Source organism: Mesorhizobium sp. M0437, assembly GCF_040321335.1.
Taxonomy (GTDB): Bacteria; Pseudomonadota; Alphaproteobacteria; order Rhizobiales; family Rhizobiaceae; genus Mesorhizobium.
This window is the reverse complement of the sequence record NZ_JAMYRK010000094.1, coordinates 1-16,692: the sequence shown is the minus strand read 5'-3', so window position 1 is coordinate 16,692 and position 16,692 is coordinate 1. Positions and strand designations below refer to the sequence as shown.

At 62.5% G+C, this 16,692-nt stretch carries 14 protein-coding genes; 2 read left to right on the top strand and 12 right to left on the bottom strand.

Annotation, left to right across the window (positions count from 1 at the left end; translation table 11 throughout):
• Nucleotides 1-202: 202 nt before the first annotated feature.
• Together NKI72_RS31735 and NKI72_RS31730 are read left to right on the top strand one after the other, a co-directional pair.
• Entirely contained in the window at nucleotides 203-1,108 is a 906-nt protein-coding gene (locus tag NKI72_RS31735; protein ID WP_352775898.1) for a tyrosine-type recombinase/integrase, read from the top strand.
• A 4-nt stretch (nucleotides 1,109-1,112) separates the two neighbouring features.
• Nucleotides 1,113-2,306, top strand: coding sequence for an IS91 family transposase (locus NKI72_RS31730; protein ID WP_502899704.1), 1,194 nt, complete (start codon nucleotides 1,113-1,115; stop codon nucleotides 2,304-2,306).
• A gap of 295 nt (nucleotides 2,307-2,601) precedes the next feature.
• Here NKI72_RS31730 and NKI72_RS31725 read toward each other — a convergent pair whose 3' ends face one another.
• The 12 genes from NKI72_RS31725 to NKI72_RS31670 form a co-directional block, all read right to left on the bottom strand.
• Nucleotides 2,602-2,934, bottom strand: coding sequence for a hypothetical protein (locus tag NKI72_RS31725; protein WP_352851837.1), 333 nt, complete (start codon nucleotides 2,932-2,934; stop codon nucleotides 2,602-2,604).
• Between the two features lie 25 nt (nucleotides 2,935-2,959).
• Complete coding sequence (locus NKI72_RS31720; RefSeq protein WP_352851835.1) at nucleotides 2,960-3,973, bottom strand: ABC transporter substrate-binding protein; 1,014 nt, start codon at nucleotides 3,971-3,973, stop codon at nucleotides 2,960-2,962.
• A 686-nt stretch (nucleotides 3,974-4,659) separates the two neighbouring features.
• A complete protein-coding gene (locus NKI72_RS31715) occupies nucleotides 4,660-5,787 on the bottom strand; it encodes an adenylate/guanylate cyclase domain-containing protein (RefSeq protein ID WP_352851833.1) in 1,128 nt (375 codons plus the stop codon).
• A gap of 14 nt (nucleotides 5,788-5,801) precedes the next feature.
• Entirely contained in the window at nucleotides 5,802-6,167 is a 366-nt protein-coding gene (locus NKI72_RS31710) for a response regulator (RefSeq protein WP_352698959.1), read from the bottom strand.
• On the bottom strand, nucleotides 6,164-8,851 hold the full coding sequence (locus NKI72_RS31705; protein WP_352851831.1) for a GAF domain-containing protein: 2,688 nt from the start codon (nucleotides 8,849-8,851) through the stop codon (nucleotides 6,164-6,166). Before NKI72_RS31705 ends, NKI72_RS31710 begins: the two co-directional genes overlap by 4 nt.
• Nucleotides 8,784-9,368 (bottom strand): SCO family protein, encoded by a 585-nt coding sequence (locus NKI72_RS31700; protein WP_352772322.1) that lies wholly within the window; start codon nucleotides 9,366-9,368, stop codon nucleotides 8,784-8,786. Before NKI72_RS31700 ends, NKI72_RS31705 begins: the two co-directional genes overlap by 68 nt.
• Nucleotides 9,365-10,375, bottom strand: coding sequence for an ABC transporter substrate-binding protein (locus tag NKI72_RS31695; RefSeq protein WP_352772325.1), 1,011 nt, complete (start codon nucleotides 10,373-10,375; stop codon nucleotides 9,365-9,367). Before NKI72_RS31695 ends, NKI72_RS31700 begins: the two co-directional genes overlap by 4 nt.
• A gap of 32 nt (nucleotides 10,376-10,407) precedes the next feature.
• Nucleotides 10,408-11,415 carry an ABC transporter substrate-binding protein gene (locus NKI72_RS31690; RefSeq protein ID WP_352772327.1) on the bottom strand — a complete coding sequence of 336 codons (1,008 nt, stop codon included), beginning with the start codon at nucleotides 11,413-11,415 and terminating at the stop codon, nucleotides 10,408-10,410.
• Nucleotides 11,416-11,460: 45 nt separating this feature from the next.
• Nucleotides 11,461-12,468: an ABC transporter substrate-binding protein gene (locus NKI72_RS31685; protein WP_352851829.1), complete on the bottom strand. Its 1,008-nt coding sequence runs from the start codon at nucleotides 12,466-12,468 to the stop codon at nucleotides 11,461-11,463.
• Between the two features lie 30 nt (nucleotides 12,469-12,498).
• On the bottom strand, nucleotides 12,499-13,512 hold the full coding sequence (locus NKI72_RS31680) for an ABC transporter substrate-binding protein (RefSeq protein ID WP_352542839.1): 1,014 nt from the start codon (nucleotides 13,510-13,512) through the stop codon (nucleotides 12,499-12,501).
• An 862-nt stretch (nucleotides 13,513-14,374) separates the two neighbouring features.
• On the bottom strand, nucleotides 14,375-15,556 hold the full coding sequence (locus tag NKI72_RS31675; protein WP_352851839.1) for an IS91 family transposase: 1,182 nt from the start codon (nucleotides 15,554-15,556) through the stop codon (nucleotides 14,375-14,377).
• Between the two features lie 15 nt (nucleotides 15,557-15,571).
• Nucleotides 15,572-16,480, bottom strand: coding sequence for a tyrosine-type recombinase/integrase (locus NKI72_RS31670; RefSeq protein WP_352851827.1), 909 nt, complete (start codon nucleotides 16,478-16,480; stop codon nucleotides 15,572-15,574).
• Between the last annotated feature and the right edge of the window lie 212 nt (nucleotides 16,481-16,692).

Genomic DNA, 16,692 nt, shown 5'->3' with positions numbered 1-16,692 from the left:
ACCCTGTACCCGGCATTCGGACGAACGAGAATCGACAGAAAGGACGACGGCCTTGCACTCACCCCCTTGACGGTCGAGCGATTAGACGACCCGCTTCGCGGGAGGGGCGCCTCGTTCTGAGATGGCGCGACTGCCATTTTGACTTGAGCGGGTAGAGGGGTCGATCTGACCATGGAGTTCCCTTCAACGAGAGGAACTCGCCATGGCTACCCTGTCGACCGATGCACCAATCTCTCCGCTTCGCCAGCGCATGCAGCACGACATGCTCATGCGTGGCCTGGGCTCCCATACCCAGCAAGACTACGTTCGTCACGTCCGGCGCTTCGCTGTGTTCCTTGGCCGCTCGCCCGACACTGCGAGGGCTGAGGACATCCGTCGATTCCAGCTGCATCAGCATGAGAGCGGCGTCGGCCCTGCGACGATCAATGGCGCGGTCTCGGCACTGCGGTTCCTGTTCCTGGTGACGCTGAAGCGGCGGGATCTGGCACGTGTGCTGGTGATCATGCGCCATCCACGCAAGCTGCCGGACGTGCTGAGCGTGGAGGAAGCGGCGCGGCTGCTCGAAGCAGCACCTGGCATCAAGTACAAGGCCGCGCTCGGTGTCGCCTATGGCGCGGGTCTGCGCGTATCGGAGGTCGCGCACCTCAAGGTCGATGATATCGACAGCACACGCATGCTGATCCGCGTCGAACAGGGCAAAGGACGCAAGGTTCGCAACGCCATGCTCTCGCCGCAACTCTTGGAACTGCTGCGGGTGTGGTGGCGCGAAGGCAGGCGTCGCGGGGTGATGCTTCCGCATGGCTGGCTGTTCCCGGGGCGCAGTTGCACCGATCCGATCTCGTCGCGGCAACTCCATCGCGCGGTTCAGGAAGCCGCCGAAGTCGCCGGCATCCGCAAGCGCGTCAGCCCGCATACTCTGCGGCACAGCTTCGCCACCCACCTGCTCGAGCAGGATGTCGACATTCGCGTCATCCAGGTGCTGCTCGGGCACTGCAAGCTCGAAACGACAGCGCTCTACACCAAGGTCTCGACCCGGACGATCCACGCGGTCGCAGGGCCGCTGGACCGGCTGATGGCGCTGATGGAAGGCAAGACGCCGTCCGGCTGAACCGGTGCGCGCCGACCTGGAGGTCGCCGATATCTTCCGTGCTGCCGGCCCCGGATACCGGATCTCCCACGCCGGGCATCTGAGCTTGCAGCAGCTCAAGGTCATGTCGGCGATCGAACAGTGTCGCACCGCTGCATTGGGTGGTCATGTCGAAGCCTGTGCGGACTGCGGCCAATGGCGGATCGCCTATAACAGCTGCCGTAACCGGCACTGTCCCAGGTGCCAGGGCGCGGCCGCGCGTACATGGCTCGCCGAGCGCGAAGCCGACCTGCTGCCGGTCGGCTACTTCCATGTCGTATTCACGCTGCCGGCCGAAGTCGCCGAGATCGCGTTCCACAACAAGGCGCTGGTCTATGACCTGCTGTTCAAGGCGGCATCGGAGACGATGCTGACCATCGCCGCCGATCCGAAGCACCTCGGCGCGCGCATCGGCATCACTGCCGTGCTCCACACATGGGGCTCGGCAATGACCCACCATCCGCATGTCCACATGATTGTGCCGGGCGGCGGCATCGCGCCGGACGGGAGCCGCTGGATATCGTCGCGCGCGGCCTTCCTGCTCCCGGTCAGAGTACTGGGCAAGTTGTTCCGCCGCCTGTTCCTCACCCGGCTGATCGCGCTGCACGACGCCGATCGGCTCGCCTTCTTCGGCACCCTTGCTCGTCTCATCGAGCGGCAGGCCTTCCTGCGGCACCTGTCGCCGGTCCGGAACAAGCGCTGGGTGGTCTATGCCAAGGCGCCCTTCGCCGGGCCGGAAGCGGTGCTCGCCTACCTGTCGCGCTACACGCACCGGGTCGCGATCTCGAACCGCCGCCTGATCGCCTTCGACGAGGCTGGAGTCACCTTCCGCTACAAGGACTATCGCCGCGATGGTGTCGAGCGCCAGCGCGCCATGACGCTTGCCGCCGACGAGTTCATCCGCCGCTTCCTGCTCCATGTCCTGCCGCGTGGGTTCCACCGCATCCGTCACTATGGGCTGCTCGCCACCTCCGCCCGCAAGGCCAGCCTCGCACTCGCGCGCGAACTGCTGAACGTCGATCTGCCGCCCCAAGACGACACTTCGGAAGAACCGGCTGACGTCCGCCGGCCTTGCCCTTGCTGCGGCGGGCGCATGGTCGTCATCGAGAGGTTCGAACGGTGGTGCCAGCCTCGTGCACCGCCTGCCTCAAGGGCGCCGAACCGGGAGAACGCCCCATGACCCGGCATGGACCGTTTGTCCACACGGCCGCGCCACGCTGGCGCCGGTCAACGGGATGTTATGTGCACGTTGCCGTGACGCCGGTCGTCACGCACACCAATCCCGTCGGAATCAACGCTACAGGCTCTGCGACCTGGCCCGGAAGCCGCTTCCACGACATGCCCACCGCGTCTTATGCGGAAGTTCGCGACAGGCGCTGGCACACCCCGAAACACAAATCCCCATAGCTCACCGCCTGCGGCCCGCGGGTTCCTGCATCAGAGACTTTCGTACGCCTGACGGCACCCGAAACCCTTCAGCAATGTCGGCCGTTGAGCAGCCCAAAGCCGTAACCAAAAAGCGGACATTCGAGCGAACAGACGACATAACGTTTGCGACATTTGTTCCCGTGTGGTTGCCGTTGATGGATACGGCTGCTCCCGCGAAACAGCAGTCCTCCAGAGACAACTAATATCTGGAGGCCGGTTACTGCCGCCACCCGGCCGCGTTGCTCGCCGCGAAAATCGCGCAGCGACACGCGCGCCCCGTCCTGCGATGTCAACGTGATGTCCTGAGCCAGTCCGATTGTCGGCAGGCGCTCGTCGTTCGGCGCGTCGTGCTCACTCGTCCGCGCTATGTTCAGCGCCAAGGCGAGAACTGCGTCTGCTGGGGTCTCAGGCCTTCAACTCGCGTTTGAGCTCGTTGAGGAAACGCCAGTCCGTTCCGTTGGACAGGATTTGTTGCGGGCTCGACTTGATCATGCCGGTCTCCTGCATGCGCAGCGCATAGAAGCGCACGCTGTCTTCGGCGTCGAACACGCGCCACTTGTCGTGCTGAGCACCGTTCAGCGTCCCAAGCGCTTCGTCATAGTTGGGTAGAAAGCCTCGGTCGACAAGCTGCTGTGCCGCCAACGACGGATCAGAAGCGCACAGGTCAGCGGATTTGAGAATGGCGCGCAACACCCGCTTCGTCGCGACCGGGTATCTGCTCACATAGTCCGCATCGCCGGCAACCATGCAGCAAAAGTATTGCGACCACGGGCGGTCGGTCCCGTTGTTGACGATCGTATGGCCGATCTTCCGGGCGTGCAGGATCTGCGGTTCGGGCGGACCTGCCATGTAGGCATCGACCTTGCCGTCGATGAACATTTGCATTGGGGCTTGTTCACCCTCCACCCACTCGATATCGTGCACGGGATCAAGCCCGACATAGTTGGCCATGAGAGCCGTCAGGATGTGAGGATGCGACTCCACCGACCCTCCCCCGACGCACTTTCCACGCAGATCCCTGATGCTGCGGACGCTGTCGTTGCCGATCAACTCGAAGCAGCCGGAATGCACGCCGATCAGCACTTTCACCGGCACGCCGGCGTCGATGGACCTAATGTGCATCGACGGCATGTTCATGTCGAAATCGATCAGGCCGGCGGAGAGCCACTTGGAATTGTCGATGTGGGTGTCGCCTTCGACATATTGGATATCGGTGAAACCGTCGGCGCGCAGAAGTTCTCCGGCAAGGTAGATGGACGCCCAACAGTAAGCGCCTCCGACCCACTGCCCCAAGCGGACGGTTGTCGTTTCCAGAGCAGGCTCCCCGGCCGCACTGGATGTGCGAACATTGAAGAGCCCGGCACCGCCGATCGCCGACAGGCCGGTCAGGAATGTGCGACGATTCTGCATTAGCTTCATCGGACGCTCCTTTGGCAAATTGATCATCCCTAGGAATCAACCAAATGACCCCAATAGAGGACGGACAATGCGTGAGCGCGCCGAGTAATCGCGAGTTGGAGCACGCCCTGTTAAAGGCGGGAGTCTTCTCGTTCTTCAGTCGCTGGCCAAGAACGCTTTCAGCCAACGATTAACGACCATACGCCTTCTCAACGTTCGTGGCGAGGGCAATGCTCTCAGCCAAGGCCAAGCCCTTTTACGGAACCCTCGTACCTTCCAGGGCGCTGACAAAACGGATCCATCGGGTAATTGCCAAAAGGCGCCTTCTCGAACCAATTCGAGACGTTCGAGTTCATCCCACGTGACGACTGGATCGGGTCCAAAGTTCGCGTTGGCAGAGGGCTGGCTTGCGCCACGGACGCTGCACCCATCCGCTACGGCCATCTTGTCCAGGCGCTGTTCATAGGTTGGGCTGGACTTCCGGAAACTCCTGTCGCGCCTTGTGGCGACCGGGCTTGAAAGAAGCCAACCAGGTATCTGTAACGTGCCTTGCGAGCTGACGTTGGGAAGTTTCCCCGAGCGAGGCGAATAGGGAGCAACGGCCATGGAGCTCAAGGCCGTCCGATCGCGGATCGGTCTAGCTGCCCGCATCATTGTATGGCCCATTCAGCTCAGGAGCCGATCTATCTCATTAGGCACAGTGATCCCTAGCTTGGCCGACCGATCCACCGCACAATTTCATAGGCAGGCATCGGTCGGCGAAAGCCCTTCAGCGTCAGTTCGCCAACGGCGACGGACTCAACCAGGGATTCGACGGCACCAACGACCCGCTGGCTGACGAGAATCTGGCGTGGCCTGGCTTCCTCGCATAATCGGGCGGCGTGGTTCGACACTGTGCCTATCACTGCATAATCGGCGCGCTGATCGAAACCGATCCGCCCGATGGTTGCATGGCCTCGGGCGATGCCGATTCCGAAGCCGAGCAAGTGATCGCGCTTGCGCCATTGCTCTGAATGCTCGTCAATCGCATCACGCATCGCCGCAGCCATGCGGACGGCTCTCTCCGTATGGTCGGCGCAGGGCAGTGGATCGTTGAAAACGACGACGATACCGTCGCCCACGAATCGCTCAAGAGTTCCCTCGTAGCGGACGATTTGTTCACCAAGACAGGCGTGGTATTCGCCAAGAACCGCCATCACCTCCTCAGGTTCGGCAGTCTCGGCGAAGGCTGTAAAGCCGCGTAGATCGCAGAAAACGACGGTCACCTCGCGGCGGTGACTTTGCAGAAGCGTGTCGCCATTTCCCGCCGCAACGATGAGGTCGGCGACTTGCTCGGGCAGGAAACGCCGGAGCCGGCCCATTCGCTCGATCTCGATCACCTGCTCCGCCAGGGTCTGCTCGAGCGAGCGGTTCCAATCGGAAAGCTGCACGGCTTGGCTTGCGACGGTATCGTGAAGCGCCTTCTGGCGCAGCATCGAGCGCACCCGCGCCAACAGCGCCTGGTGCTCGAAGGGCTTTGTCAAATAGTCATCGCCCCCGGCGTCCAGCCCCTCGACCACATCGCGCGTGTCGGCTTTTGCGGTGACAAGAATGACCGGGATCGATCGCAGCGAGAGATCCTGCTTCAGCATACGCACCACGCTGATGCCGTCGAGCTTCGGCATCATGATGTCGAGCAGGATCAGATCCGGCGTGAGATCGCGGGCCTTACCAAGCCCCTCTTCACCATCCGCGGCAGTCACCACTTCGTAGCCATTCGCCTCGAGCCGCATGCGAAGGATCTCAAGGTTCTCCGGGGTATCGTCGACCGCGAGAATGCGAGGCGGATCGTGCAAGGTACCGTCTCCCCTCAGGAAAGGAACTGACGAATCTCGGCGAGCAGCTGGCGCGGACTGAATGGCTTGGCAATGTAGCCATCGCACCCTGCAGCAAGGGCCTTCGCCTCGTCGCCCGACAATGCATAGGATGTGACGACAATGATCGGGATGTGCCGCAGCGCCGGATCGGCCTTTATACGGCGGGCCGCTTCATACCCGTCGATTACCGGCAGCTGAATGTCCATGAGGATCAGGTCTGGCTTCTCGGCCGCAGCAGCAGCGACGCCGGCGGCACCGTCCGCCGCCTCGATCAACTCGTATTCGGTGGTGGCGATGAGATCGCGGATGATCTGCCGGTTGTCCTCGGTGTCTTCCACCATCAGGATTCGTTTGCTCATGCGGCCCTCACTTCCTCATTCACCCGGATTGGTATCTTCAGCCGGAATGTCGATCCTGACCCGAGCACGGACTCGACGTCTATGGTCCCACCATGCATTTCGACGATGCGCTTTGTGATCGCCAGGCCGAGACCTGTGCCACCCTTCTGCCTGGTGCTGCTGTTGTCGACCTGCTGGAATTCTTCGAAGATGAGATCCTGGTCCTTGGACGCGATGCCGGGACCTGTATCCCGGACGGTGATCTCGAAATGTCCGTCGGCCGCGCCGGCAAGAATTTCGACCGCACCCGTTTCGGTGAACTTGACGGCATTGCCTGCAAGATTGAGCAGGACCTGCGTCAAACGGCGTTCGTCCCCGCGGCCGATTGGAAGGTTCTCGGCAACAGTCGTTGAAAGCTCAAGACCCTTCGCTCGTGCCAGCGGCTCGACAGCCGTAACGGTTAATCGAACAATCTGCGCGACGGAGTAGTCCTCGATCGCCAGCGTGAGCTGACCGGCTTCGATCTTCGAAAGGTCGAGTACGTCGTTGATGAGCCCGAGGAGGTGACGGCCGTTTGCCTGCACACGCGCGACGGTCGTCTTTGCCTTGTCCGGAAGTTCGCCGTAGATGCCGTCGACCAGCAGTTCTGTGAAGCCCAAGACCGAATTGAGCGGTGTTCTGAGCTCGTGGCTCATATTCGCGAGGAACTGGGACTTGTGGCGGCTAGCTGCCTCCAGCTCCCGGCCTTTCTCCTCGATCTCGCGGAACAGCTTGGCATTCTGGATCGCGAGCACCGATTGGGCTGCGAAGGTCTCCAGCAGATGGACAACTTGCTCATGGAAGGCACCTGGCTTGTGGCGCCTGACGACCAGTGCACCTACGATCTTGTTGGGCCTCAGCAGCGGAACGATCAGGATACCGCGATATCCGGCATCGACGATCGTCTTTCTTACAAGGAAGGATGAGGTCTCCTGGCCGAGGTCGGGAAACTGCACCGGCATGCAGCGCCCGGGTGCGTCGCCGATCCCCATGTCGGCCAGCCCGATCGTCTGGTGTGAGACTGCGGCGATAAGCTCATCGCTCATACCGAAGTTTGCGCGCGGACGGAATTGCTGCCGCGTGCTGCTGAACACGTAGATGGTGCCAGCATCCGTCTCCGACAACTGGACCGCTTTGGCGACGATTGTTTTCAGCACCGTGTCGAGATCCAGCGTCGAATTGACCGCCTTGCTCACCTCACCAAGCGCCTCGAGCTCACCAACAGACGCGGCAAGCTCGCGCGTTCGTGACTGCACCGCCTCGAACAGCCGCGCATTCTCGATGGCGATCACCGCCTGGTCGGCGAATGTCTCGACGAGCGCGATCTCCTTGGGATTGAAAGATTGCGGCTCAACCCGGGTCATGACGAATACGCCTACGAGATCACCTTCCCGCAACAGCGGGGCAGCGAGGACGGTGCGGAACCCGCCTGCCTCAGCGATCAGGGCCACGCGGTAGTCCGGATCAGCGGTCACGTCTTCGATTTGCACGATCCGACGTTCTTCGATTACGCGCCCTACGGCGGAGCCTCGGCCTGCGGCAAGCGCTGGAAGTGGATTGGCGTCGACATAAGCGCGGAAACTGGGCGGGTAGCCATGCGTCGACACATAGCGGAATACGCCATCCAACAACTGCACGATACCACCCTTGTCGGCACGGCAGAGCCTGACAGCCGATTCCACCAACGTATCGAGCACGACCTGTAGATCGAAGGTAGAGCGGCTGATGACCTTCAGAACATCTGCAGTGGCTGTCTGCTGCTGAAGGGCCTCGTCGAGCTGCTGGGTGCGCGTCTCAATCTCCTGATATAGGCGCCCCAGCTGGTCGGAGGTCTGGTTGACGTTAGCGGCGAGCACTCCAAGTTCGTCGCGATTGGCGACGGCAACGTGTTGGGCGAAGTCGCCGGCCGCTATCTCACTGAGACGCGTCTCGATCTTCTTGACCGGTTCGATCAACGACCATGAGATTATGTAGCCAAGCGCAAGCGCGAGCAGGATGCTGCCCACAGCGAAAGCAACCACGACCAGTTGAGAGGTGCCGTACGCCCCCTCGCTCGCTTCGATGGCCACGACCATGTCGGCTTCGGCCATGTTGACCAACTGGTTCGTCAGCCGCTCGAGGCGGTCGGCCGACGGCATGATCTCGTCCAGCTGAACCTTGCGCGCTTCGTCCGTGCGACCGGCGCGGAAGAGCTCCGCGACACGCGTCACGCCGGCCGCGAGCCGTTCGTATTCCTGTCGGACCTGGCCCAGCACCTCCGCTTCAGTTTCAGCGACGAACTCCATGCGGTCGAGGTCGTAGCCAAACTGGTTGAGCTGGCGCAGCGCCCCATCCAGCATCCGGTTGTCCTGAAGCAACAGGGCGGTGGAGATGCCGTAGAGCTGGGTGGTCGTATCGTGCTGCACCTGGCGATAGGCCGCGATCCTGCGCTGCAGCTTGATCAGCTCGTTTGTCTGATCATTGACCCCACTCAGTACCTGCAACCCGACGGCCCCGAGCACGATCAGCAGGCCGACGATCGACAGGAACGCGATCAAGAGCTTGGTCTGGACGCGCGCCGGCAGCCGGGCAACCCAGCCAACGAGCCGGTTCGTTATGCTATTTGGATTCGTCCAAGAGGCTGACAAGGTCATCCCGGAACTCCTCCAAGTCGAACCGGACGCCAAGATACTGTACTCGCAAGATGCCATTGGGGTCTACGAGCGACGTCAGCAAGGTATGGTCAACATCTCCGTTCGCCGTTTTCTTCGCGATGACGCCGTATTTCCGTCCAACCTCATGGACAATCGCCGGATCACCGGTAAGAAACGACCAGCCCTTCAGATCGGCGCCAAAATTCTGCGCATATTCCTTCAAAACATCGGGCGTGTCGCGCTCCGGGTCGACGGTGATCGAAACGAAGGCGATCTGGGGTCCGAACGCGTTACCCAACTCCTCCTGCACGCTGGCCATATGGGCGGTCAGCATGGGGCAGACGTCGGTACAGTGCGTATAGATGAATGAGACGGCGACCACCTTGCCGCGAAAGTCGTGCAGCGACACGCGCACACTATCCTGCGATACCAAGGTAAAGTCCGGCGCCTGTCCGATCGTCGGCAGGCGCTCGTCGTGCCGCGCGTCGTGCGCGTGTGCCGGCCCGGCCATCAGCGCCAGCACCAAGATGCGCGCCGGCCACTCGCTCACGTTTTCATCTCGCGCTTGATCTCGTTGAGGAGGCGCCAATCCGTGCCGTTGGCGATAATCTTGTTAGGGCCGGCCTCGATGAAGCCGACTTCGTTCATCCGCAGTGCGTAGAAGCGCATCGTGTCTTCGGGGTCGAACTCCCGCCACACGTCGTAGCGCGCTCCGCGCAAGCCCTCCAATGCATAGTCGTATCGATCGGTGAACTTGCCGTCGACCGATAGTTGCGCAGCCAGTTGCGGATCCGACACGCAGATGTCGGCGCCCTTGAGGATCGCTCGCAGCACGCGTTTGGTCGCCACGGGGTGTCTGTCGACATAGTCCGCGCGGCCGGCAAGCATGCAGCAGTAGTGTTGCGACCATGGCCGGTCGACGGTCGTATTAAGGATTGTGTGGCCGACGTTCCGGGCGCGCTGCTCCTGCGGCTCGGGTGGCACCGCCAGAAAGGCATCGACCTTTCCTTCGTTAAATAGTTGCATCGAGCTGACGTCCGGGTTCGCGACCCACTTGAGATCGGTGGCGGGATCGAGACCGACATAGGCGGCCATGAGGGTTACGAGCATGTGCGGAGCTGAGGTCAGCGCGAACACGCCCACCCTCTTGCCCTTGAGGTCGGAGATGCTGTTAATGCTTTCGTTGACGATCAGTTCGAGGCAGCCGGAGTGCAGGCCGGTGACCACCTTTATCGGCATGCCGGCCTCGATCGCCATGATGTGCGGTGGCGGAAAGTCGGTGGCGAAATCCAGTTCGCCGTTTGCGAGCATCGCGAACGGATCGGAGTCGGCGGCCAAGTCTATGTAGCGTACATCGGTGAACCCTTCGGCGCGCAATAGCTCCCCGGCGATATTCTTGGGTGCTTCGCAAAGGGCGCGGAACGTCCTTGGCAAACGCACTGTCGTGGTCTCTGGCGCCGGCTCGGCATGAGCCGATGTCGGCACGTTGACGAGACCCGCGGCGCCGACCGCCGACAGGCCCATCATGAAGTGGCGGCGGCTCTGGACAATCTCCATGTCACGTCTCCTCTCCCTCGGCACGAGCAGACTCAGCCTTTCATCTCGCGCTTTACCTCGTTGAAAAAGCGCCAATCGGTGCCATTCGCGATGATCTCGTTCGGGTTCGACTTGACGATGCCGGCTTCATGCAACCGTAACGAGAAGAATCGGACCGTATCCTCGGGATCGAAGTCGCGCCAATCGGAGTATGGGAGCTCGCGGAGCGACTGCACGGCGTAGTCGTATTGTTCGGTGTGTCCGCCATCCACCAAGAGGCGTGCCACCCGTTCCGGTTCGGCCGCGCAGATATCGGCCGATTTGATGATGGCCCGGATGACGCGCTTGGTGGCAACTGGATTTTTCTCGGCATACGCGGCGTTGACCGCCAGCATGCAGCAGTAATATTGCGACCACGGCCGGTCCTTGGAACTGTCGAGGATGACGTGGCCGACTTTGCGGGCGCGGAGGTCTTGAGCCTCAGGCGGAAAAGCCAGGAAGGCGTCGACCTTGCCATCGGCGAAGAGCTCCGCCGGCTTTGCCTCGCCGACGATCCATTCGATGTCGCGTTGCGGATCGAGGCCGACATAGGTCGCCATGGCACTGACGAAGATATGCGGATCCGACGATAGATTGCCGCCGACGCCGACTTTGCGGCCCTTGAGATCTGTGATGCTCTTGATGTTCTCGCGTCCGAACAACTCGTAGCAGCCGACATGGACTCCGGAGATCACCTTGATCGGGGCGCCAGTGTCGACCGGAATGATTAGGGCCGTGGCAAAGTCAATGCCGAAGTCGATGTCCCCGCGCGCCAGCATCTCGGTCTGGGCGAAACCGGCCTCGGCGGCCACGAAGCCGAAATCTGAGAACCCCTCTGCGCGGATCAGATCCTCGGCGACGTACTGCGGAGCGATGCAGATACCAGGCGCCGCCGCAAAGCGGGCGGTCGTGGTTTCAGGTGCCGCTTCGGCGGCGGCCGCGTTGCGGCCCTTTGCAAGACCCGCGGCTGCGAGCGCAGACAGGCCTGTAAGGAAACGGCGACGGTTCTGGACAATCTGCACGAGTCTCTCCTTCCCTTGAAAAGGCAACGCGTATCGGCGATAGGTCTACGTCTTCAGCTCTCGCTTTAGCTCGTTGAGGAAGCGCCAGTCTGTTCCGTTGGCGATGATCCTGTCGGGTGTGGACCCGATCAAACCGATTTCCTTCAGCCGCAGCGCATAGAAGCGGACGGTGTCAGTTGAATCGTAGTCCCGCCATTTCCGGTAGGGCAACTCGCTGATCGCTGCGAACGCGTCATCGTAGCGGCTGGCGAATCCGCCCGCGACCAAGCGCTCGGCAACCAAGGCCGGCGCGGCGGTGCATAGATCCGCGGCCTTGAGGATGGCGCGCAGCACCCGCTTGGTAGCAACCGGATGCGCGGCCACAAAATCGCTGTTGCCGGACAGCATGCAGCAAAAATATTGCGACCAAGGTCGGTCCACTGTGCTGTTGACGATCACGTGCCCGACCTTGCTGCGCCGCAATTCCTGCGGGTCCGGCGGAAAGCCCAGGAATGCATCGATTTCGCCCCGCGCGAACAGCTCCTTGGGCTTGACCGCCGGGTCCACCACCCAGTTGATGTCGCGCGCCGGATCGAGCCCGACATAGGAGGCGATGCTGGCGAGGAACAGATGCGGCCCCGAACCGAGCCCCTGGACGCCGACGTTCCGGCCCTTCAGATCGACGACGCTGTCGATCCCGTGCTTGGCAAACAGCTCGAAGCAACCGGGATGGACGCCGCCGAGCAGAGTGAGCCGCGCACCGGAGTCCAAGGCGACGATCGAATTTGTCACGAAGTTGAGGCTAAAGTCGATCTCGCCATTCGCCACCGCGGAGGCCGTGGCCGCACCGGGGCCTGCCGCGACATAGGCAACCTCGGTGAAGCCCTCAGTGCGCAGCAGGTCCTCTACAACATACTGTGGCGCCACGCAGATGCTAGGGATCTTGGCCAAGCGAATGCGTGTGGTCTCCGGCCCTGGCTCGGCAAGAACTCGAGTTGGAGCGCCGACGAGGCTTGCGGTGCCGGCAGCCGTCAGGCCGGCCAGGAAGAGCCTGCGGCTCTGAATGATTTGCATGTCTACGTCTCCCCTCGAGACCAGATGGGATCAGGTTTTCAGCTCACGCTTCAACTCGTCGAGGAAGCGCCAGTCCGTTCCGTTGGCGATGATCTGTTGTGGGCTGGACCTGATCATGCCGGTCTCCTGCATGCGCAGTGCGTAGAACCGCAAGGAGTCTTCGGGATCGAATTCCCGCCAGCGGTCGTACCGAATGTCCTTCAGAGTTTGGAGCGCGTAGTCATAGCTGGTCTCGAAATCGCGATCGACCATCTGCTGGGCCACACTTTCGGGATCTGACACGCAGAGGTCGGCGGCCTTGAGGATGGATCGCAAGACCCGCTTGGTCGCCACCGGGTATCTTGTCACATAGTCCGTCGTGGCCGAGATCATGCAGCAGAAATACTGCGACCACGGGCGGTCGACGGCATTGTTGAGGATCGTGTGGCCGATCTTCTTGGCGCGCAGCTCCTGCGGCTGGGGCGGCGTCCCGAGGAATGCGTCGATCTTCCCTTCGACGAAGAGTTCCGTCGGCTTGACGTCGTTAGTCAAGACCCATTGGATATCGTTCACTGGATCGAGTCCGACATAAGCGGACATGAGGGACAGCCACACGTGCCGCGAGTTGTTGAAACCGTTCACGCCCACTCTCTTGCCCCGCAGATCCGTGACGCTGCGAATGCTCTCCTTGGCGATCAGTTCGAGGCATCCCGAGTGCAAGCCGGTCAGCACCTTGATCGGCACGCCGGCGGCGATCGACGCGACCTGGTTCGGCGCAAAGTTCACGGAGAAATCGGTCTCACCGCGTGCGATCCATACCGATTGGTTGACGCTTCTGTCGCCTTCTATGTAGCGGACATCGGTAAGACCCTCGGCGCGCATCAGTTCTCCGGCGATGTACGCACCTGCCCAACAGTAGGAACTACCGACCCACAGCGGCAGACGAACCGTGGTCGTTTCCAACGGCGGTTCCGCGTGGAGTGACCCTGGAACACCGACGATACCGGCAGCGCCTGCCATTGCAGCGCCGGCCAGGAATCGGCGGCGGGTTTGGATGATCTGCATCAGAACGCTCCTCTTCCGATTGGCAAAAGCAATACTGGCCGGAACCGAGCAAAAGAGATTTCAGCAGAGGCAGATGGTCTGGTGAGCGCGACGAGTAGTTGTGGAACCTAGCGCGCCTAGTCCGATGCGAGAGTCTTGCGCTCTCAGTCGCCGGCTCATTTATTAGCAACAGACGATATGCCACGATACGCCCAATTTGCGTAGGTAGCGAGCGCAAAACTTGCTACGCCGAACGTCCCGCCAGCACCTCGCTGTCATGGAGACTGTTTACGGGGTTGCGAATGGCCAGTTCAAGTTTGCTGCGGCCGGACCCACCCGCTGAACGTCCGCTATCGTTCTTCGGACGCCAAAAGCCGCCATTCCGCTATACGGCCCCCCGCCCCGCCCGAGACGCTCAGATCGTTTGGCAGGTGTTTAGTTCAGGCGGTGGTCGGGTTGAGCTGGCGTCCCGTGGCCGGCCCCGATGCGCGCACGCCGCTGATCGAGACCTGCCGAACGATGACGCTCCGACCGCGTACGTCCCCTTTCCAAATAGGCCGACCCATGATCGGACTGTCCGTTACCGTGAAGAGTTTCGGGCGCCGGCAGGCGTACGAAAGTCCCCGAGGAAGGAACCCGTGGGCCACAGTCGATGGCTATGGGGATTTCGATTTGCGGCTGGTGTCGGCGATGGCGCGACCGCCGCTGGGAAGCGGCGGGTTTGATGCGGACGGACCGTTTCGCGTTTCAGCCACGCGGTATTGTCGGCTCGTCGCGCGGCCGGACGCGACCCGTTCGGCGTCGATAATCACCATGGACACGCGTGGGTCCGTTGCCGGAGGCTGAGTGCCTGCGGCTGAAGGCTGGAGCATGCCATGCCGGGTCATGGAGAGTTCTCCCGGTTCGTCGCCGTGGTGTCCGGCGGTCCGCGCGGCTGTCGCCACCGTTCGAACGTCTCGATGACGATCATGCTTCCGCCGCAGCACCGGCATGGCGGACGGAAGTCAGTCGGTTCTACCGAGTTGTCGTCCGCCGACGGCGCAGCGACGTTCAGCAGTTCGCGGGCGCGTGCGAGGCTGGTCTTGCGAGCAGAGCCGGCGAGCAGGCCGTAGTGCCGGATGCGGTGGAAGCCACGTGGCAGGATGTGGAACAGGAATCGGCGGATGAACTCGTCGGTGGCGAGCGTCATGACCTGCTGCCGATCGGCGCCGTCGCGGCGGTAGTCCTTGTAGCGGAATGTGACGCCGCTCTTGTCGAAGGCGATCAGCCGGCGGTTCGAGATCGCAACCCGGTGGGTATAGCGGGACAGATAGGCGAGCACCGCCTCCGGCCCGGCGAACGGCGCCTTGGCGTACACCACCCAGTGCTTCTTGCGGACCGGCGACAGGTGCCGCACGAATGCCTGCCGCGCGGACAGGTGCGCCATCGATCCGAAGAAGGCGAGCCGTCCTGCGTCGTGCAGCGCGACCAGCCGGGTGAGGAAGAGCCGTCGGAACAGCTTGCCGAGTACGCGTACCGGAAGCAGGAAGGCCGACCGAGAAGATATCCAGCGGCTTCCGTCCGGCGCGATGCCGCCGCCCGGCACGATCATGTGCAGGTGCGGATGGTGCGTCATCGCCGATCCCCAGGTGTGGAGCACCGCGGTGATGCCGATGCGCCCGCCGAGGTGTCTTGGGTCGGCGGCGATCGTCAGCATCGTCTCCGCTGCCGCCTTGAACAGCAGGTCGTAGACGAGCGCCTTGTTCTGGAACGCGATGTCGGCGACCTCGGCGGGCAGCGTGAACACGACATGGAAGTAGCCGACCGGCAGCAGATCGGCCTCACGCTCGGCCAACCATGTCCGTGCCACCGCGCCCTGGCACTTCGGGCAGTGCCGGTTGCGGCAGGAGTTGTAGGCGATCCGCCATTGGCCGCAGTCCTCGCAAGCCTCGACGTGACCGCCAAGGGCTGCGGTGCGGCAATACTCGATCGCCGACATGACCTTGAGCTGGGCGAGGCTCAGGTGACCTGCATGGGCAGCCCGGTAAACGGGTCCGGCAGCACGGAAGATGTCGGCGACCTCGATCGAGGCGCGTACGGCTCAGATGTCGGGCGAGACCTCTCCCGGCTTGAACAGCCCGAGCTTGTCGAGCGGGCTCGTCACGGCACGCACCGTCCGGGTCGCCACCTTCGCGTAAAGGGCGGTGTTGTTGAGCTTGGCATGCCCGAGCAGGACCTGGATGATGCGGATGTCGGTGCCGTCCTCCAGCAGGTGGGTGGCGAAGCTGTGGCGTAGCGTGTGCGGCCCGACCCGCTTGGCGATGTCGGCGGCCTGGGCTGCCTCGACGACGATGCGATAGAGCTGCCGCGTGCTGATCGGCTTCATCGCGTGCTGTCCGGGGAACAGCCAGCCGTCGCGGTGCATCACGCCCTGCTGACGTCCGACCTTCCACCACTCACGCAGCAACAAGAGCAGGTCCTCCGAGAGCATGGCGTTGCGATAGCGCCCGCCCTTGCCACGCTCGACGCGCAGCAGCATGCGCTCGCTGTCGACGTCGGCAACCTTCAGCATCGACACCTCGGCGACACGCAGGCCCGCGCCATAGGCGACTGACAATGCGGCCTGGTGCTTGAGACACGTGGTGGCGTTGAGCAGCCGGGCCACCTCGTCGCGGCTGAGCACCACGGGCAGGTTGCGCGGATGCGCCAGCCGGACAAGCCTGCGCGCCAGGTCCGGGCGGTCGAGCGTGCGGGTGAAGAAGAAGCGCAGTGCCGACACGATGCTGTTCATCGTTGGCACGGGAACGCCGTCCTCCTGCTGCTCGATCTGGAACCGGCGCAGGTCGTCGGCGGTAGCGGTGTCTGGTGAACGCCCGAGGAATGTCGCCAGGCGTCCGATGTCGCGGAGATAGTTGCGCTGCGTCTCGCGTGAAAAACGCCGCATGTTCATGTCGTCGATCAGCCGCTGGCGCAGCGGGCTGATGGGTGCATCGAGAACGGGATGGGGCATTGGTCAGGCTCCTTGTTGAAGAAGCCCGTCATGCTCTGCCCCCGCCGGACGACGCTCAACGCCAGCGCGACGACCGGTTCTTGATCACTACCTCAACCGCAGGCGCCCCTCCCGCGCAGCGGGTCGTCTAATCGCTCGACCGTCAAGGGGGTGAGTGCAAGGCCGTCGTCCTTTCTGTCGATTCTCGTTCGTCCGAATGCCGGGTACAGGGT